The organism is Pseudomonas sp. 9_2_1 (genome assembly GCF_059295275.1).
This window is the reverse complement of record NZ_CM181239.1, coordinates 820,250-835,353: the sequence shown is the minus strand read 5'-3', so window position 1 is coordinate 835,353 and position 15,104 is coordinate 820,250. Positions and strand designations below refer to the sequence as shown.

Annotated in this window: 13 protein-coding genes and 2 pseudogenes; 4 read left to right on the top strand and 11 right to left on the bottom strand. The window is 63.3% G+C overall.

What is annotated here, in order from left to right; all coding sequences use genetic code 11:
• Nucleotides 1–258 precede the first annotated feature (258 nt).
• Nucleotides 259–987, top strand: a complete 729-nt coding sequence (gene cysZ / locus AC5O5I_RS03795; protein WP_172286644.1) for a sulfate transporter CysZ — start codon at nucleotides 259–261, stop codon at nucleotides 985–987.
• Nucleotides 988–1,099: 112 nt separating this feature from the next.
• Here cysZ and AC5O5I_RS03790 read toward each other — a convergent pair.
• Both AC5O5I_RS03790 and AC5O5I_RS03785 read right to left on the bottom strand, forming a co-directional pair.
• A pseudogene (locus tag AC5O5I_RS03790) lies at nucleotides 1,100–1,459 on the bottom strand (methyl-accepting chemotaxis protein); the annotation flags it as partial.
• A gap of 228 nt (nucleotides 1,460–1,687) precedes the next feature.
• Nucleotides 1,688–2,287 (bottom strand): annotated as a pseudogene (locus AC5O5I_RS03785) (PAS domain-containing protein); the annotation flags it as partial.
• Between the two features lie 306 nt (nucleotides 2,288–2,593).
• Between AC5O5I_RS03785 and AC5O5I_RS03780 the strand changes: the two are divergent.
• On the top strand, nucleotides 2,594–3,784 hold the full coding sequence (locus AC5O5I_RS03780) for a glycosyltransferase family 4 protein (protein ID WP_172286643.1): 1,191 nt from the start codon (nucleotides 2,594–2,596) through the stop codon (nucleotides 3,782–3,784).
• A gap of 78 nt (nucleotides 3,785–3,862) precedes the next feature.
• Here the strand turns inward: AC5O5I_RS03780 and AC5O5I_RS03775 are convergent, their stop codons facing one another.
• Together AC5O5I_RS03775 and AC5O5I_RS03770 are read right to left on the bottom strand one after the other, a co-directional pair.
• Nucleotides 3,863–4,345 carry a glutathione peroxidase gene (locus AC5O5I_RS03775; RefSeq protein ID WP_172286642.1) on the bottom strand — a complete coding sequence of 161 codons (483 nt, stop codon included), beginning with the start codon at nucleotides 4,343–4,345 and terminating at the stop codon, nucleotides 3,863–3,865.
• A gap of 145 nt (nucleotides 4,346–4,490) precedes the next feature.
• Nucleotides 4,491–4,976 carry an FKBP-type peptidyl-prolyl cis-trans isomerase gene (locus AC5O5I_RS03770; RefSeq protein WP_172220015.1) on the bottom strand — a complete coding sequence of 162 codons (486 nt, stop codon included), beginning with the start codon at nucleotides 4,974–4,976 and terminating at the stop codon, nucleotides 4,491–4,493.
• Between AC5O5I_RS03770 and AC5O5I_RS03765 the strand changes: the two genes are divergently transcribed.
• Together AC5O5I_RS03765 and pta are read left to right on the top strand one after the other, a co-directional pair.
• Nucleotides 4,975–5,277 carry a DUF3565 domain-containing protein gene (locus AC5O5I_RS03765; RefSeq protein WP_172220036.1) on the top strand — a complete coding sequence of 101 codons (303 nt, stop codon included), beginning with the start codon at nucleotides 4,975–4,977 and terminating at the stop codon, nucleotides 5,275–5,277. The two genes, AC5O5I_RS03770 and AC5O5I_RS03765, sit on opposite strands and share 2 nt — an antisense overlap.
• 31 nt (nucleotides 5,278–5,308) lie before the next feature.
• Nucleotides 5,309–7,396 (top strand): phosphate acetyltransferase, encoded by a 2,088-nt coding sequence (gene pta, locus AC5O5I_RS03760; protein WP_172220012.1) that lies wholly within the window; start codon nucleotides 5,309–5,311, stop codon nucleotides 7,394–7,396.
• Nucleotides 7,397–7,430: 34 nt separating this feature from the next.
• Here the strand turns inward: pta and AC5O5I_RS03755 are convergent, their stop codons facing one another.
• The 7 genes from AC5O5I_RS03755 to AC5O5I_RS03725 form a co-directional block, all read right to left on the bottom strand.
• Nucleotides 7,431–8,153 carry a YiaD family glycine zipper/OmpA-like lipoprotein gene (locus tag AC5O5I_RS03755; protein WP_172220009.1) on the bottom strand — a complete coding sequence of 241 codons (723 nt, stop codon included), beginning with the start codon at nucleotides 8,151–8,153 and terminating at the stop codon, nucleotides 7,431–7,433.
• Between the two features lie 109 nt (nucleotides 8,154–8,262).
• Complete coding sequence (locus AC5O5I_RS03750) at nucleotides 8,263–8,907, bottom strand: MBL fold metallo-hydrolase (protein ID WP_172220006.1); 645 nt, start codon at nucleotides 8,905–8,907, stop codon at nucleotides 8,263–8,265.
• A gap of 18 nt (nucleotides 8,908–8,925) precedes the next feature.
• Entirely contained in the window at nucleotides 8,926–9,273 is a 348-nt protein-coding gene (locus AC5O5I_RS03745; protein WP_172220003.1) for a type II toxin-antitoxin system ChpB family toxin, read from the bottom strand.
• Nucleotides 9,270–9,548, bottom strand: a complete 279-nt coding sequence (locus AC5O5I_RS03740; RefSeq protein WP_172287334.1) for an AbrB/MazE/SpoVT family DNA-binding domain-containing protein — start codon at nucleotides 9,546–9,548, stop codon at nucleotides 9,270–9,272. The genes AC5O5I_RS03745 and AC5O5I_RS03740 overlap by 4 nt, the downstream gene beginning before the upstream one ends.
• A 168-nt stretch (nucleotides 9,549–9,716) precedes the next feature.
• Nucleotides 9,717–10,409 (bottom strand): sensor histidine kinase, encoded by a 693-nt coding sequence (locus AC5O5I_RS03735; RefSeq protein WP_172287333.1) that lies wholly within the window; start codon nucleotides 10,407–10,409, stop codon nucleotides 9,717–9,719.
• Nucleotides 10,406–12,013, bottom strand: a complete 1,608-nt coding sequence (locus AC5O5I_RS03730; RefSeq protein ID WP_172219994.1) for a tetratricopeptide repeat-containing response regulator — start codon at nucleotides 12,011–12,013, stop codon at nucleotides 10,406–10,408. The genes AC5O5I_RS03735 and AC5O5I_RS03730 overlap by 4 nt, the downstream gene beginning before the upstream one ends.
• A 159-nt stretch (nucleotides 12,014–12,172) precedes the next feature.
• Entirely contained in the window at nucleotides 12,173–14,890 is a 2,718-nt protein-coding gene (locus AC5O5I_RS03725; RefSeq protein ID WP_494512092.1) for a winged helix-turn-helix domain-containing protein, read from the bottom strand.
• Nucleotides 14,891–15,104: the final 214 nt, after the last annotated feature.

The window sequence follows — 15,104 nt, the reverse complement described above, 5'->3', positions numbered from 1 at the left end:
GGGCCCACGCAGCACTTGGGGAAGGCTACAACGCACAGGCCCGGAAAGCGGAAAGTTGAGCGCACTGTAGCGAGGTCGCAAAGATTAAGGAAATATCCTTCGACAATCCACCTCATAGGCATCCTCTATGCTGTGATTTCATCGACTGCCAATGCCTGGCGCTTTTGTTACAGCCGGTTTCCCCCTGGCTGCCCGCCTTTCGTCGGCGCGGCAAACTCGGTAAGGTCAGCGCGTTTTCCTTCTTTGCGGAGTACCTCGATGCAAGCCCCTGTCCTCTCTGGCCCCCAATACCTTCGCGAAGGCCTGAAACTGGTGCTGAGCCCCAACCTGCGGTTGTTCGTGCTGCTGCCGCTGGCGGTCAACCTGTTGCTGTTCGGTGGCATGGTCTACTTCGCCGGCCACCAGTTCAGCCTGTGGCTGGATGCCCTGATGCCGACGCTGCCAGACTGGTTGAGCTTCCTCAGCTACATACTCTGGCCGCTGTTCGTTGCCTTGCTGGTGCTGATGGTGTTCTTCACCTTCACGCTGGTGGCCAACATCATTGCCGCACCGTTCAATGGCTTCCTGGCGGAAAAGGTCGAGGTGGTGGTACGTGGCGAAGACACCTTCCCGGCGTTCAGCTGGGGTGAGCTGGCGGCCATGGTGCCACGCACCTTCAGCCGCGAAATGCGCAAGCTGGGCTACTTCCTGCCACGGGCCATCGGCCTGTTCATCCTCTCGTTCATCCCGGTAGTCAACGTAATCGCCGCGCCGCTGTGGCTGATGTTCGGGGTATGGATGATGGCCATCCAGTACATCGACTACCCGGCGGACAATAACAAGATGAGCTGGCAGGACATGCTCGCCTGGCTGCGGCAAAAACGCTGGCAGTCGCTGGGCTTTGGCGGCATCACGTACCTGGCGCTGATGATTCCGGGGGTGAACGTGCTGATGATGCCGGCGGCGGTGGCCGGGGCCACGTTGTTCTGGGTGCGCGAGCGCAACTGAGTACAGCGTCCAGGCTCCCACTTGGGCCATGCAGAACTTGAGGGCTATGCCGTAAGAGTGGGAGCCCGGCTTGCCGGCGATGGGCCGCAGTGCGGCCCCCGTTACTTGGCTGCTACTGCCCCAACCGGCTGGAAAACTGCCCGACCACATCCACCACCCGCTTCGCCCCGTCCTGAATCTCGACAATCACGCTGCCGGTCTCGTCGGCCAGCGCCAGCCCCTGCTCGGCCTGGCGTTTGCTGGTATCGATGATCGATACCGCCGCCTGGGCCAGTTGCTCGTTCTGTTGCACCACCCGGGCGATTTCCTCGGTCGCGGTGCTGGTGCGCGAAGCCAGCTGGCGCACTTCGTCGGCAACCACGGCAAACCCCCGGCCCTGCTCGCCCGCGCGGGCAGCTTCGATGGCTGCGTTCAGCGCCAGCAGATTGGTCTGCCCGGCGATGTCGCTGATGGTCTTGATGATCGAACCGATCACCCGGGACTGGGTGTCCAGCGCCTGGATCCCCTCGGCCGCCTCTTGCATCGAGGCTTCCAGGCCACGCATCACGCTGACGCTCTGGGTCACCACAGCAGTGGCCTTGCGCGCACTGGCATCGGTGCCCAGCGAGGTGTTGTAGGCCACGTCTGCCGCTTCGGCCACGGCCTGCTCCTGATTGACCTGGTCAGTGATCACGGTGGCGAACTTGACCACCTTGTACAGCACATCGTGGGCGTCGAAGAGCGGGTTGTACGATGCTTCCAGCCAGATCACCCGGCCATGGGCATCGATACGCTTGAAGCGGTCGGCAACGTATTCGCCACGGCGCAGCTTGTCCCAGAACGCCTGGTAGCCGACCGAGTTGGCCTCCTCCGGCTCGCAGAACATGCGGTGGTGCTTGCCGCGGATCTGCTCCAGGCGGTAGCCGACCGCAGCCAGGAAGCGCTCGTTGGCGGTGAGGATGGTGCCGTTGAGGTCGAATTCGATCACGCCGGTAGAGCGCATCAATGCCTTGATCAGGCTTTCGTGCTCGCGGGATGTCTCGATGGTGCGGGTAAGGTCGCTGGAGTGCATGGTGAAGTACTTGATGCGCCCTTCGCTGTTCTTGACCGGCTGCAGGATCGACCGCAGCCAGGCTTCATGGCCGTTGCCGCGCAGCAGGCGGAACGCGCCATTGAGGTGTTCGCCACGGCTGATCGCGCTTTTCATGCGCTGGTAGAAGTCCAGCGACTTCACATGGGCGGGGACGATGTCCTCGATGCTGCGTCCAAGCAATTGATCGGCGCGGTAGAGCATCTCGCTCTCGAAGTTGCCATTGACCATCTCGATCCGTCCCTGGGGGTCGAGCTGCAGCACCAGCATTTCGCTGTCAAGGCTACTCTTGACCTGTTCGATGGACATCAGGTCTTCGCGCAGCTGCCGGATTTCTTGCTTGAGCTTGTTGTTGAACATCACCGCACTCCTGGAGCGCATCGGTAGTCGAATGCATCTTCATCGGCTGCCAGGGACACCTTCTTGAGTGCCATGAAAGGAAATATTCATAAGGCGCAGCGTGTTGCTGGTCAGGCGTCATCAGTACGTCACATGGCAGTCACATTCACGCAACCCCGCAGGCGGAAACTTTTTGTCATGAATACACCCGCCCTGCGTATCACCTTGGTCAGCGAAACCTTCCCGCCCGAGATCAACGGCGTGGCCAATACCCTTGGCCGCCTAAGTGAAGGGTTGCGCCAGCGTGGCCATGAAGTCGAGGTGGTGCGGCCGCGTCAGGCCGGTGAAGGGCCCGTGCACAACGACCCGCAGCTGATGCTGTGCCGTGGCTGGGGCCTGCCTGGGTACCCGGGCTTGCAGTGGGGCGAGGTGTCCATGCACAAGCTGTTGCGCCGCTGGCGGCGACAGCGCCCGGATGTGCTGTACATCGCCACCGAAGGGCCGTTGGGGCTCAGCGCGCTGCGCGCGGCCCGGCGCCTGGGGATTGCCGTGGTCAGCGGCTTTCACACCAACTTCCCGCAGTACTCCGGCCAGTACGGCCTGGGGCTGCTGGCGCGCCTGCTCACGCACTACCTGCGCTGGTTCCATCGGCGCACGGCCAGCACGTTGGTCCCTAGCCTCAGCCAACGCCTGGAACTGGAGCGCCGTGGTTTCGAACGCCTGGAACTGCTGGCCCGAGGTGTGGATGCCTGCCTGTTCAACCCGGCCCGGCGCAATCTGGCGTTGCGTGAAAGCTGGGGCCTAGGCCCGCAAGACATCGCCGTGCTGCATGTCGGCCGGCTGGCGGTGGAAAAGAACCTGGGCCTGCTGCGCCCTTGCCTGGAGGCATTGCAGAAGACTTATCCACAGAAACGCCTGCGCCTGGTCGTGGTGGGTGACGGCCCGCAGCGCGCCGCGCTTGAGCAGCAGGTGCCGGATGCGATTTTCTGCGGCGCCCAGCGCGGGGAGGTACTGGCCGAGCACTATGCCAGCGGTGACCTGTTCCTGTTCCCGAGCCTGACCGAGACCTTCGGCAATGTGGTACTCGAGGCCATGGCCTCAGGGCTGGCAGTGGTGGCGTATGACGAGGCGGCGGCAGCGCAGCATATTCGCCACGGCCACAGCGGCGCGTTGGCCATGCCGGGGGATCAGGCGGCGTTCATCGATGCAGCTTGCTGGTTGCTGGAGGAAGAGGAAACGTTGCGCCGGGTGCGGTTGAATGCCCGGCAGCATGCCAGTCGTCAGGGCTGGCCGGGGATTGTCGAGCAGTTTGAGGGGTTTTTGTTCAGTGCTTGCCGTCGAAGCGGTGTTCAGGCTGGGGGTTCGACGCAGGGTTTTCAGCGCCAGTGAAATCGAGTGGCGCTCGATCTCACAGGCACTGAAGATCCCGTGCCAGGCACCTGGCAGCCTTGATACGGAGCAGGCTTATCAGCCCAGCGCCTTCTCGATCGCCTGCACCACTGCCGGATCATCCGGCGCCGTGCGTGGCGAAAAGCGTGCCAGCACCCGCCCGTCCTTGCCCACCAGAAACTTCTCGAAGTTCCAGGTGATGTCGCCTGGGAACTCGGCGCCTTCACCCGCCAGCAGGCGATACAGCGAATGGCGGCCCTGCCCGTTCACTTCCAGCTTGGCCCCCAACGGAAAACTCACCCCGTAGTTGAGGCTGCAGAATTCCTGAATTTCCTTTTCACTGCCCGGCTCCTGGCCGGCAAACTGGTTGCACGGCAGGCCAAGCACGTTGAAGCCTTTGTCCTTGTAATCCTGGTAGAGGTTCTCAAGCGCCTTGTATTGCGGCGTCAGGCCACACTTGGAGGCAACGTTGACCACCAGCACCACTTGGCCCTTGAACGGTGCAAGGGGCAGCTCGCTACCGTCCAGCCTGTCCAGTTTCAGGTCGTGAAATGCACTCATGATGAAATCCCCTCTCAGATTCCCGGTTGCCGCGCAGGCGAATTCCGCCCACTAAAAAGGCGCCCGTCCAAACCGTCTACCTCCCGAAGGAAGGCAAATCGGTTTGCCCGAGCGCCTGGCGACTTTCTGAGCTTAGCGCAGAAAATCAGTGGTGATGGCCACCTTCACCGTGGATGTGACGGTGAGCGATTTCTTCTTCGCTGGCATCACGCACGTCAACTACCTTGACCTGGAAGGTCAGGCGCTGGCCAGCCAGTGGGTGGTTGCCGTCAACGGTGACGTCGTCGCCGTCCAGGTCACGGATGGTGACGATCTGCATCTGGCCGTCCGGCGCGGAAGCGTGGAACTGCATGCCCACTTCCAGCTCGTCGACGCCTTCGAACATGCTGCGGTTCAGGGTGCTGACCAGTTCGGCCAGGTATTCGCCGTAGGCGTCTTCCGGCTCGATGGAAACGTTCAGCTCGTCACCGGCCTGCTTGCCTTCCAGGGCTTTTTCCAGGCCCGGGATGATGTTGCCGGCACCGTGCAGGTAAACCAGCGGCGCACCACCGGCGGAGCTGTCGATGGTCTCCCCGGCGTCGTTGGTCAGGGTATAGTCGATGGAGACAGCCTTGTTGGCGGCGATCAGCATGGGGCAAGACCTTTTGCAAAAGAATGTAGAGCGGACAAGTGTAACCAAGCCATCGCCCGATTGCGAACGCGCTGCGGACGAGCAACGGCCCATCAGTCGGATCACCGGCTTCCATCAGGACGATGAAGGCCATTGGGTGGCCGAACTGTCGTGCGGCCACACCCAGCACCTGCGGCATCAGCCGCCGTGGCAGGCCAGGCCGTGGGTACTCGACCCAGTACTGCGCGCGCAGCACATCGGCCAACCTTTCGCTTGCGGCTGGTGCGCACAAGGGGCCGATAGCGCTACCCTTGGCCGTTAATTTCTTGCACCGCTTATTTCGAGAAGCACGCATGCAGACTTTTTTCATTGCGCCGACCGACTTCGGTGTCGGCCTGACTTCGATCAGCCTGGGCCTGGTGCGCACCCTGGAGCGCGCCGGCCTGAAGGTCGGCTTCTTCAAGCCGATCGCCCAACCTCACCCGGGTGACACCGGCCCAGAACGCTCCACCGAACTGATGGCCCGTACCCACGGCATCAAGCCCCCCGTGCCGCTGAGCCTGGGCCAGGTCGAGCGCATGCTCGGCGACGGCCAGCTGGACGAGTTGCTGGAAGAAATCATCCGCCTGTACCAGCAAGCCTGCGTCGGCAATGACGTGGTGGTGGTCGAGGGCATGGTGCCCACGCGGCATGCCAGCTATGCGGCGCGGGTCAACCAGCACCTGGCCAAAAGCCTGGATGCCGAAGTTATCCTGGTGTCGGCACCGGAAAACGAAGTGCTGAGCGAGCTGTCTGGCCGGGTTGAACTGCAGGCACAGCTGTTCGGCGGCCCGCGCGACCCCAAGGTGCTCGGGGTGATCCTCAACAAAGTGCGCACCGATGAAACCATGGCAGACTTCGCCACGCGCCTGCGCGAGCACTCGCCCTTGCTGCGCGGCAACGACTTCCGCCTGCTCGGCTGCATCCCCTTTCAGCCGGAACTGAACGCCCCGCGTACCCGTGACGTGGCAGACCTGCTTGGCGCCCAGGTGCTCAATGCCGGCGACTACGAGCAACGGCGCATGAGCAAGATCATCATTTGCGCGCGCACGGTGGCCAACACGGTGCCGCTGCTGACCTCGGGCACCCTGGTGGTAACCCCGGGCGACCGCGACGACATCATCCTCGCCGTCAGCCTGGCAGCAATCAATGGCGTGCCGCTGGCCGGCCTGCTGCTGACCAGTGACAGCAAGCCCGACTCGCGCATCCTCGGCCTGTGCCGCGGTGCCCTACAGGCCGGGCTGCCGATCCTGTCGGTCAGCACCGGCTCGTACGACACCGCCAACCAGCTCAACTCGCTGAACCGTGAAATCCCGGTGGACGACCGCGAGCGCGCCGAGTTCATCACCGACTTCGTCGCCAGCCACCTCGACGCGGCGTGGCTGCACCAGCGCTGCGGCACCCCGCGGGAACTGCGCCTGTCACCGGCTGTGTTCCGCTACCAGCTGATCCAGCGTGCACAACAGGCCAACAAGCGCATCGTCCTGCCCGAAGGCGCCGAGCCACTGCTGGTTCAGGCTGCCGCCATCTGTCAGGCCCGTGGTATTGCCCGCTGCGTGCTGCTGGCCAAGCCCGAAGATGTCGACGCTGTGGCCCGTGCCCAGGGCATCACCCTGCCGCCCGGCCTGGAGATCCTCGACCCTGAGCTGATTCGCGGGCGTTACGTGGAGCCGATGGTCGAGCTGCGCAAGAGCAAGAACCTGAATGCGCCGATGGCGGAGCAGCAACTGGAAGATCCGGTGGTGATCGGCACCATGATGCTGGCCCTGGACGAAGTGGACGGCCTGGTTTCCGGCCTGGTGCATTCCACCGCCAATACCATCCGCCCTGCCCTGCAGCTGATCAAGACCGCGCCGGGTTCAAGCCTGGTGTCGTCGGTGTTCTTCATGCTGTTCCCCGAGCAGGTGCTGGTGTACGGCGACTGTGTGATGAACCCGCATCCGAGCGCTGCCGAACTGGCCGAGATTGCCCGACAGAGCGCCGAATCGGCGCAGGCTTTCGGCATCGCGCCGCGGGTGGCGATGATCAGTTATTCAAGCGATTCGGCCAGCGACGAAGAGGTCGAGAAAGTGCGCGAAGCGACACGCCTGGCACAGGGCGCGACGCAAGCGCTGCTGATCGACGGGCCGTTGCAGTATGACGCGGCAGCGAACCCGGCCATTGCACGGGAAATTGCGCCGGGTAGCCCGGTGGCCGGGCGGGCCACGGTGTTCGTGTTCCCCGACCTGAATACGGGCAATACCACGCACAAGGCTGTGCAGCGCAGTGCTGACGGGGTCAGCCTGGGGCCGATGTTGCAGGGGTTGCGCAAGCCGGTGAACGACTTGCCGCGCGGGGCTCAGGTGGACGACATCGTGCACACCATTGCCCTGACGGCCATCCAGGCCAGCGTGGTGCGCTAACAAGCCGGGGCTGCGTTGCAGCCCCGCGGATCAATCAGGGGTACTGCTGAACCTGGCCTTGCTGCTGGTCATACTGCTGGCCCGGAATCGGCTTCAGGTTGACTTCCACACGGCGGTTCTGCGCGCGGCCGTTGGCGTCGGCGTTGCTGGCGATCGGCTGGTCCGGGCCCATGCCACGCACCGACAGACGCGAGGCATCCACACCCTGCGAAGTCAGGTAGGCGCTGACTGCCTGTGCACGGCGCTGGGACAGGTCCATATTGTGCTGGCGGCTGCCGGTGCTGTCGGTGAAGCCGACCACTTCGATGGTGTTCTGGTTGAACTGCTTGAACGAACCGGCCAGGTTGTTCAGCGGCTGATAGAAGCTTGGCGCGATGTTGGCCGAGTCGGTGGCGAAGGTGATATTGCCCGGCATGATCAGCTTGATCTGGTCACCCTGGCGCTGCACTTCCACACCGGTGTTGGCCATTTGCGCACGCAGTGCGGCTTCCTGCTTGTCGGCGTAGTAGCCATAGCCGGCGGCGGCGGCACCCACCGCGGCGGCGCCGATCAGTGCACCCTTGCCACGGTTGTTGTGGTCGATGGCGGCGCCGGCGACTGCACCGGCCAGCGCGCCCAGGCCGCCGTATTTGGCGGTCTTGCTCATCCCCGAGGAGCCCTGCGCCTGACCCTGGTTGTCATAAGGGTTCTGGCCGGCACAGCCGGTCATCAGGGCCGCGGCAGTTGCGACGATAATCAGGCGACGCATGGTGAACATGGACAAGCTCCTACTGAAATTCATAAATGCGGCAGATCGCAATCGGATCTATGCCAGCCTTGGAACGCTCGGGCGACGAAAAATTCCGTGAAAGCTTTTTCACCGGCCATCACGCACGCACGAAGGGATTTTCGCGCATCTCGTCACCCAGCCGGGTATCGGGCCCATGGCCGGTCACCACGATGGCTTCTTCGTCCAGCCGGTACAGCCGCTCCTTGATCGAACGAACGATAGCCCGCTGGTCGCCGCCCCACAAATCGGTGCGGCCAATGCCACGGCGGAACAGCGTGTCGCCGGCGATCAGCAGCTTGGCGTCGGCGAACCAGAAGCTCATCGAGCCCGGGGTGTGGCCTGGCGTATGCAAAGCCACGCCGCACCCGCAGGCCAGCTCCTCGTCATCAGCCAGCCAGTGGTCTGGGGCCGGTACCGGCGTGTACGGCACGCCGAACATCTGGCACTGCATCTCCAGGTTGTCCCACAGGCTCTGGTCATCCTTGTGCAGGTGCAGCGTGGCGCCGGTCAGCGCCTTGAGCTTGCCCGAGGCGAGGAAGTGATCGAAGTGCGCGTGGGTATGGATGATGCTTGCCAGCGTCAGGCCGTGTACCTGCAGGCGGGCCAGGATCTTCTCCGGGTCACCGCCCGGGTCGACGACGATGGCCTTTTTGGTCAGCGGGTCGCCGATGAGTGTGCAGTTGCACTGCAAGGGGCCTACGGGGAAGGTTTCGCGAATGAGGGCAGGCGATGGATTCTGCATGATAAATACGAAAACCGTTTAATCGAATAGGGTTTGCACGCGAGCCAATGCATCAAGGATGACAACCTCGGGTACCGACTCAATGCGTTTGGCGAGGCGGGCCTCAAGGTCCACTGTGCGTATCTGGTTGCAGAGCATCACACCCTGCGTTTGCGTTCCCGCACCGCTGAGCGTGACAGCGAAACCTGCATGCCTCGCAAAACCACCTCCTTGGGTGATAGGGATGATCACAGCCAGGCCTGCTGCATTAAAAGCTGCCGGAGTGAGCACTAGTGCAGGTCGCCCTATGCCCTGCTGCTCTCGCCCAGCTGCAGGGTCGAGGTTGACGCGAACAATATCGCCCCTTGCAAACTTGACCCGCTTCACACTTCACGCCCTACTGGGCGCATAGCGTTCCAGTCAGCCAAATCCTCTGGCTCCGGTGCGTTCAGGTCGCACTGTGCCATCAACTCTTCAAGGGTGTACTTAGGTTTTGACCTGACGGGCTTAAGCACCAGCGCCTCACCCGTTGCGTCCAGGTTCAGGGTGGAACCGACACCGAGTCGCATCTGTTTGAGCACTGCGGCGGGCAAGCGGATGGCGGCGCTGTTGCCCCACTGCTGAATCTTGATTTGCATGAGTATCTCCCAAGGTAGATACATAGTAGAAACCCTCCAGATGATTGCAAGCGAAATGTAGAGACGTAGTATCTACACTGTTATTCGGCGGCTCAGGATAAAAGCCCTGCAATCACGTGAAGGAAATGCCTTACATCACCTTGGGAAATGACTTTCCAACTGAAAACATTCGAAACACCATGTCCGTCATGTTCAAGGCAGGAACAACCTGAACAACCCGCCCCCAAGTGCTCCGCCATTGGAAATCTCGATCCGCCCGCGCACCCCGCCGCTCTCATGCAGCGCCGCAATCCGCGCCGCAAAATACAGCCCCAGCCCGGTACTGCCGCTGGTGCAGTCGATGCCCTGGATGTACTCCTCCTGGCGCTCGAGCATGCGCTGTGGATAACCTGGGCCGTCATCGTTGACGCAAATGGCCAGCTGGTTGTCTGCTTCTTCAATGGTGATCAGCAAGGCGTGGCCGGCAAAGCGGGTGGCGTTGGTGATGACGTTGGCGATTACCGAAGCCACCAGCTCGCGGTCGAAGAAGCCCAGCGGGTTGTCGGTATCGATGCGCCAGGTGGCGAGGATGTCGTTGTGCTTCAGCACTTCCTGGTGCGCGGCCAGCTGTGCTTCGATGAAGTCGTCCAGCTCGTGGTAGTCCGGGCACACCGGCAACTGGTTCACACCCAGTTTGTACAGCCCCAGCAACTGCACCAGCATGCCGTTGAGGTGGCGAAACTCGTGCTCCATGATGCCCTGCTCGGCCCCCCCGCGCAGTTCCTCGGGCAACCGTTCGACCCACTGGCTGTGGGACTGGATCAGCGCCGCCAGGGAACTCTTCAGGTCGTGCACGGTGGAGGCGATCACCGTGGAAAAATCCAGCCCCTGATTGTCTTGATTCATGCGCCGAACACTCGGATGTGCAGTTTGCGGTAACGGTCATAGCGGTTGTCGCTGCCAGGGATACCGGACACGCTGGTCAAGGCGTCGCGGCACTCCTGCATGATCGCCGGCTGAGGGTTGTCACCACCGATGCGCAGCAGCGCCTGGGCGGTGTTGAGGGCAATGCTGATGTTCTTAGGCTGCAAACCCAGCGCCTTGCGGAACAACTGCAACGCCTCGCCGAGCTGCCCTCCCTGGTAACTGCGCACACCCTGGCGATTGAGGGTTACCGCTTCGGTAATGGCGTTGAGCACGTTGGGGTCGTCGGTCAGCTTGCCCACTTTTTCCATGACCTTGGGGTCATCGCCATAACTTTCCACACAGCTTTTCAGCACGCCGATTGCGGCGGCCTCCTGCCCCATCGCCTGCAACTGCGCGGCAACGGTCAGGGCTGAATCGACCGAGAAGAACTGGTTCATCTTGTCCAGGCGCTGGATCGCCTGTTCGGTCAGTTTGCCGGCGGTTTCCGGGTCGCCGGCCTGCTGCAGGCTGGCGGCCTTCATCATCCGCGCACGCACTTGCAAGCCCTGGTCTTCGGGATTTTCCTTGGCCACCTCGCTGAGCGTGGTGTTGATTTCTACCCGGGTACGGGCGTCCAGGCCAAAGCCTGCGTTCTTGCTCATCAGCGCCTGCACCAGGCCAAGGTTGTTCTCGGCATCCTTGTAGCGCGAGCTCTGGCCTTGGTTGACGGCATGGCGGAACGCTTTCGACGCGCTCTCGAAGTCCTCGTTCTCCAGCGCCAGCTTGCCCAGCTTCGACTGCCGCCGCACCGAAAGCGGTGACAGGCGCACGGCTTCTTCAAGCAGGTTCTGCGCGCGCCTGGTTTCGCCTTGCGCCACCAGTACCTCGGCCATGCCATCGTAGAGGGCTGGCATGATCGGGAACGCCTTCAGCGCCTGCTCGTAAACCCCCTGGGCCTGGGCATTCTGGCCGCGCTTGTGCATCAGCGCGCCTAGCGCCGTGTACACCCACGGCTGCGGGCGGCTGGCCAGGATAGCCTTGAGGAATTTTTCCAGCTCGTCGAAACGGTTGAGGTTGCGCAGGGCATCGGCCCGGTAGCGCAGGCACAGCGGCGCCAGACGCGGGTCCTTCTTGCACAGTTCGGCACAGGCCGCCAGCACCTCGGCCGGGCGATTGCGGTCCAGTGCCTGCAGAATCGGCTTCAGCAGCGTTTTGCGCTGGAACAGCTTCTCGACACGCTGGGCCAGGCCAACCCGGTTGAACGGCTTGGTCAGGTAGGCATCGGGCTCGTGCTCGATGGCGCTGAGGACAATGGCCTGGCTGCTCTCGGCAGTGACCATGATGAACACGCACTCATGGCTGATGTGCTTGTCGATGATCAGGTCTTCGAGTACCTGCTGGCCGTTCTTCTTGCCGTCGCCCAGGTGGAAGTCCTGCAGGATGAAGTCATAGCGCTTTTGCGCGCACATGCGCAGCGCCTGCTCGCCGCTGTCGGCGGTGTCCACATCGCGCACGCCCAACTCGCGCAGCATGGAACGCGTCGACGTGCGGAAGTCGGTAAAGTCGTCGACGATCAGAAAGCTCTTTTGCCCGTACTGCAGCATCAACACGACCTGCCTTGGAATGATTGAAAAATCGCGCGAGGCGATGCCACCGATCGCTGTATCGGCAGCTGGTCGGGAAAGATGAGGGTAGAGCATTGCGGGCCACAAACCATGGCGCCAAGCCATCACTTTAGCGGGCAATGCCCCGCACGACCAGCCTCACACCAGCAGCCCCAGGGATTTGGCCCTGGCCACCGCCTGGGTGCGACGCTCCACCCCGAGCTTGCTGTTGATATGACTGGCATGGGTTTTCACGGTATGCAGCGAAATGAACAGCCGCTCGCTGATCTGCTGATTGGAGCAGCCCTGGGCAATCAGCTCGAGCACAGCCAGTTCACGGCCGCTGAGGGCCTCGCTGCTGCCGGGGCCCACACTTGGCAGCGGCGGCAAACGCTTGAGCAGCTCTGCCCTTACGGGACAAGCGCCAGTAACCTGCAACTGCTCCTGCAGCCACTGCGGGTGCCGCTCCAGCAGGGGCTGGAAAGGCTGCAGTACGCCCCCCTGGGCGGCCTCCAGCAACCCTGGCAACAATTGCACGGCCTGCCCTTCCCGGCCTTCGTCCAGCAACAGCACGAGCCACTGGCTGAAGGCACTGACCGTGAGCATCATGCCGCCACTGGCCTGGCCACGCTCGACCAGGGCCGCCAGACGCTGAACGGCCTCATCACGGCGTGACTGGACACGCTCGAGCAACGCCTGCTGCAATTCGATGTGCAATGGCAGCAGCGGGTGGAACTCCGGCGCCGCCGCCGGTTGCTCGCCGCCATAGGTCTGGCCCAGGCGCAGCAGCCAGGACTCGGCAAGGTCGGTGCGCCCCTGGGCCAGCCACAGCTCGCATTTGACCAGGGTGATCATGGCCAGGTAGTACACCGGCGGCACATCCCAGATGTGCATCAGCCGTTCGGCCTCGGCCAGTTCGGCAAAGGCCTCGGCAAAATGCCCCTCCCGGCCGTCAAGCGTGGCAATCACGCAGTGGCCGATGAGCACGCTGATATCCCGGCAGGCCCGCGCCTCGCCCAGCCCCGCGCGCAGGCGCGCACGGCCCTGGGCTGGCTGCAGGCGCGAGACCAGCAGATAGCCCTCGTACAGCGTCAGGCGCGCGCGCACGGCATACAGCCGCTGCGCCGACAGCCCTTGCAGGCGCTGCAAGCCTTGGCGCACTTCGTCAAGCGCGCGCAATACTTCGCCACGGGCGTGCAGCACCCGCGCGCGGTCGTAATGGGCCAGCGCCTCGAACAGCGGGTTGCCGACCCGCTGGGCCAGTTCCAAAGCCTCGCGGTTCCAGCCGCGGGCCCGCCAGAAGTCTCCATCGGCAATGGCCAGGTTGGACAGCGTCGACAGGCAGACCAGGCGTTGGCCATAACGTTTGTTCGGCAGGCTCTGCAGCGCTTCGCCGCAATAGGCCAGGGTCAGCTCGCGGTCGCCCCGCCCCCGGGCGATGACACCACTGAGCGCCAGCCACTGCGCCAGCATGGACTTTTGCGCGGTTGCCGATGGCGCGGGCAGGAAGCGGCTGAGGTAACCGGCCAGGTCCTCGGCCGCGTCCAGCTGGCAAGCCAGGCCCAGCGCCCAGCTGTACAGCACGATCAGCCGCGGCGTGCTGATCAGCAGGCTGTCGGGCAGGTCCATCTTCCAGCGCAGCAGCATACCGACATTCTGTTCGGCCAGCAGTTGCTCTTCGGACAAGCTCTGCACCAGGTCGGCGGCGACATCCAGGTGGCCGGCACGCAGTGCCTGCTCCACCGCCTCGTCCAGCAGGCCTTGGGCTTCGAACCAGCGACAGGCCCGCAGGTGCAGGCCCGACAGCGGTTCGCTGGCCTGGCGGCTGCGCAGCAGGTCGGAGAACAGGTGGTGGTAGCGAAACCAGTGGCCATGCTCGTCCAGCGGCACCAGGAACACTTGATGCGCCTGCAGGAAACGCAGCACTGCGGCACTGTCGTGACGCGCGCGCAGGGCGTCGCAAAGGGCGGCGCAGAAACGCTCCTGGCAGGCGGTTTCATACAGGAAGGCCTGGACCTCGGCAGGCAGCATGTCGATGACTTCTTCAAGCAGGTAGTCACGGATCAGGCCTTCGCCACCGTGCAGGGCCTGGGGCAATGCCTGCTCGTCAGCGTTCTCGCTGGCCGCCAGTTGCCAGAAGCGCAAACCGGCAACCCAGCCATCGCTGCGCTGGATCAGGTTGTCCAGGGCCTGGCCGCGCAAGCCGGTGGGCTGGCGGCCAATCACCGCCAGCGACTCTTCGGCAGTAAGGCGCAAGTCCTGTTCGTTGAGCTCGACCAGTTGCCGGGACAGGCGCAGGCGTGCCAGGTGCCAGTCCGGGCGCTGGCGGCTGGTGACCAGCAACACCAGGCCGGGAGGCAAGTGGTTGAGGAAGAACTGCAGGCAGCGGTCGAGCACCGGCCCCTGGGCCAGGTGGTAGTCGTCCAGCACCAGCAGCAACGGCGTATCGGCTTGCAGGTAGAGCGCGAGCTCGTCGAGCAGGCCGTCGAGCCACTCCTCGAAGGCGAACGGCTGATGCCGCTGGCGCATCTTCAGCAGGCCCATGGCCTGGCCGCCCAGCGCCGGGCAGTACTGCTGCAAGCCTTCGAGCAGGCGCTCGAGAAAGCGGCCAGGGTCGGCATCGCGCTGGCTCAGGCCCAGCCATAAGCTGCGCCAATGCTCAGGTAATGCTTCGCAAAACTCGATGGCCAGGGAGCTTTTGCCGAAACCTGCCGGGGCATTGACCAGCAGCAGTCGCCCAGCAAGGCCGGCGTGCAAGCGCTGACACAAACGCTGGCGCGGCACATGGCCGTCCGGCAGCGGCGGCCGGAAGAAACGCCCGTCCAGCAGGCCCAGGGCCTGGCTGGCGAATCCATGCGTACGGGACAGATCTGTCATGGCCTTCTCGTTCCGGTTGGAAGACTACGGCGATATGAATGCTTGCGAGACTAGCGGGTAACGCTGCGCATTTGAAGATGATGGGAACAATTGCCCTGGAAAAGACTGCGACAAAAAGCAACATGGCTGATGGACAGGGGCTGGGGCGGGGGTTTGGCGAGGTATTCAGCAGGTTTATTGCCAGACCATAAAAAAAGCCCCGGCAAGCCGGGGC

Excerpts from the sequence above, each read along its gene's own strand:
- AC5O5I_RS03725 (WP_494512092.1), bottom strand. The coding sequence starts at position 14,890 with ATGACAGATCTGTCCCGTACGCATGGATTCGCCAGCCAGGCCCTGGGC.
- AC5O5I_RS03750 (WP_172220006.1), bottom strand. The coding sequence starts at position 8,907 with ATGCAGAATCCATCGCCTGCCCTCATTCGCGAAACCTTCCCCGTAGGC.
- AC5O5I_RS03770 (WP_172220015.1), bottom strand. The coding sequence starts at position 4,976 with ATGCTGATCGCCGCCAACAAGGCTGTCTCCATCGACTATACCCTGACC.
- AC5O5I_RS03775 (WP_172286642.1), bottom strand. The coding sequence starts at position 4,345 with ATGAGTGCATTTCACGACCTGAAACTGGACAGGCTGGACGGTAGCGAG.
- AC5O5I_RS03740 (WP_172287334.1), bottom strand. The coding sequence starts at position 9,548 with ATGTATCTACCTTGGGAGATACTCATGCAAATCAAGATTCAGCAGTGG.
- AC5O5I_RS03765 (WP_172220036.1), top strand. The coding sequence starts at position 4,975 with ATGGGGCAAGACCTTTTGCAAAAGAATGTAGAGCGGACAAGTGTAACC.
- AC5O5I_RS03780 (WP_172286643.1), top strand. The coding sequence starts at position 2,594 with ATGAATACACCCGCCCTGCGTATCACCTTGGTCAGCGAAACCTTCCCG.
- cysZ (WP_172286644.1), top strand. The coding sequence starts at position 259 with ATGCAAGCCCCTGTCCTCTCTGGCCCCCAATACCTTCGCGAAGGCCTG.
- AC5O5I_RS03755 (WP_172220009.1), bottom strand. The coding sequence starts at position 8,153 with ATGTTCACCATGCGTCGCCTGATTATCGTCGCAACTGCCGCGGCCCTG.
- pta (WP_172220012.1), top strand. The coding sequence starts at position 5,309 with ATGCAGACTTTTTTCATTGCGCCGACCGACTTCGGTGTCGGCCTGACT.
- AC5O5I_RS03735 (WP_172287333.1), bottom strand. The coding sequence starts at position 10,409 with ATGAATCAAGACAATCAGGGGCTGGATTTTTCCACGGTGATCGCCTCC.
- AC5O5I_RS03730 (WP_172219994.1), bottom strand. The coding sequence starts at position 12,013 with ATGCTGCAGTACGGGCAAAAGAGCTTTCTGATCGTCGACGACTTTACC.